Origin of the sequence: Paracoccus limosus (assembly GCF_009711185.1) — a bacterium.
Classification (GTDB): Bacteria; Pseudomonadota; Alphaproteobacteria; order Rhodobacterales; family Rhodobacteraceae; genus Paracoccus; species Paracoccus limosus.
This window is the reverse complement of the sequence record NZ_WMIF01000069.1, coordinates 1-1436: the sequence shown is the minus strand read 5'-3', so window position 1 is coordinate 1436 and position 1436 is coordinate 1. Positions and strand designations below refer to the sequence as shown.

Genomic DNA, 1436 nt, shown 5'->3' with positions numbered 1-1436 from the left:
CGTGGGCCGCGTCCGCGCCCGCTTGCCCCGCGCCTGACCGAGGCCGAGGCCGCAGCCCATGCCGCCTTTGTCGAGAAGCTGGGCGAAAAGGCAGTGTGGCTGCGCTACCAGCCGGCCACGCCCGGCACGCAATAGGCGCAAGCTGGCTCTGGTCCTTGCCGGCCATGGCTGCAATGCTGTGGCGACAGAACCAGACGGGGACGGGAATGTGATACGGGATTGGTGGCAGTTCATCCTGGAACTCTTTGAGCGGATGGACAAGATCCACATGAGCCTGATCGCCGCCGGCGTGGCCTTCTATGCGATGTTTGCGGTGTTTCCGGGGCTGGCGGCGCTGTTTGCGCTATGGGGGCTGTGGTCGGATCCGCATGACATCGAGCAGTTCGTGCAGAGCACGCGCGAATTCGTCCCGACCGGCGCCGCCGAAATCATCTATGGCCAGATCAATTCGCTGATCGCGGCAGGGCGCACGCAGCTGGGATGGACCACCGCGATCTCGTTCGTGATCGCCACCATCTCGGCCCGCGCCGGGGTCGAGGCGCTGATTCGCGGGCTGAACGCCGCCTATGGCGTGCGGTCGCATTCCACCATCATGGGCTTCGTGCTGGCCTATGTGCTGACGCTGGTGATCGTGGGGGTGGTGATCCTTGGGCTGGCAGTCATCATCGTGGTGCCCATCGCCTTCAACTTTCTGCCCGACGTGCCCCTGCGCAACGGGCTGATCGGCGCGCTGCCATGGGCTGCGATCTTTGTCATCGTGCAGATCGTGATCGGCATCCTTTACCGCTATGGGCCGAACGTCAAAACCCCGCGCACCGGCATCCTGACCTGGGGTTCGTTGTTTGCGGCCATCGCATGGGCGGCGGCCTCCTACGGGTTTTCGGTCTATCTGAACAATTTCAACAGCTACAACCGGATCTATGGCTCGATCGGGGCGGTGATCGCGCTGTTGATGTGGTTCTATCTGGGCGGGTTCTCGGTGATGCTGGGGGCGCTGATCAATCTGGAGATGGCGCGCCGCCGCCGCGTGCTGGCCGCCCGGCAACTGCGCCGCGAGGCGCGCGAGGCCGCCGGTTCGGGACTGCCCGAGCAGCCGGCGCCGGATGGCCAGCGGCTGCAGAGCCGGCGTCAGGACCGGGTGCGTCAGGATCGGGCGCCCTAGGCCGTGTTGACAAAAGGGGTTCCGTTGGCAGTCGTCCTATGATTCAAGCTCATCTCTGCTTGGGAGATGGGCTTGGCGCGCAACCTGATATCCGACGATGAGTGGGCCTTCTTCGAGGGCTTCATTCGTGCCGTCCGACACCCGAATGTAAGCGCGACGACGAGGCCCTATGCAGCGAGGCTTGACGCTTGGTCGTAGCACCAGGGCATGAGGTCCTCGATGCGGGATCTGGGGTGTCCGTCGAGGATGGCCCGGAGGGTATCGGCGAGGTAGT

2 protein-coding genes and 1 pseudogene are annotated in these 1436 nt (G+C 64.6%); 2 read left to right on the top strand and 1 reads right to left on the bottom strand.

Going from position 1 to position 1436, the window contains the following annotated elements:
• Positions 1 to 208 precede the first annotated feature (208 nt).
• Together GL279_RS19070 and GL279_RS19065 are read left to right on the top strand one after the other, a co-directional pair.
• Entirely contained in the window at positions 209 to 1162 is a 954-nt protein-coding gene (locus tag GL279_RS19070; RefSeq protein WP_170294028.1) for a YhjD/YihY/BrkB family envelope integrity protein, read from the top strand.
• 66 nt (positions 1163 to 1228) lie between these two features.
• A pseudogene (locus GL279_RS19065) lies at positions 1229 to 1309 on the top strand (IS5/IS1182 family transposase); the annotation flags it as partial.
• Between the two features lie 20 nt (positions 1310 to 1329).
• On the opposite strand, the gene GL279_RS19060 reads toward GL279_RS19065, so the two are convergent.
• Positions 1330 to 1436: transposase domain-containing protein (locus tag GL279_RS19060; protein WP_155064130.1), on the bottom strand; the 107-nt coding region annotated here is incomplete at its 5' end.